Below are 264 nucleotides of genomic sequence, written 5' to 3'. Positions count from 1 at the left end.
GTCCCCTGAAGGGCCGTCGAAGACTACGACGTTGATAGGTTGGGTGTGTAAGCGCTGTGAGGCGTTGAGCTAACCAATACTAATTGCCCGTGAGGCTTGACCATATAACACCCAAGCAATTTGCTGACTCGAGAGAGCACCAGATTGCGGTGTGTGAAGACGCAATGAACCGAAAGTTCGAGAAACACACAAACTATCGCATACCCAATTTGCTGAAGCGTCGAAAGACGGTTCGGTACCCGAATTTCTTGACGACCATAGAGC

Annotated in this window: 1 rRNA gene; it reads left to right on the top strand. The window is 50.0% G+C overall.

From position 1 onward, the window contains the following. A 23S ribosomal RNA gene (locus AACY49_RS31530) occupies window positions 1-104 on the top strand; the annotation flags it as partial. Window positions 105-264: the final 160 nt, after the last annotated feature.

Source organism: Pseudomonas sp. EL_65y_Pfl2_R96 (assembly GCF_963970905.1).
Taxonomy (GTDB): Bacteria; Pseudomonadota; Gammaproteobacteria; order Pseudomonadales; family Pseudomonadaceae; genus Aquipseudomonas.
This window is presented reverse-complemented; position numbering and strand designations above follow the sequence as displayed.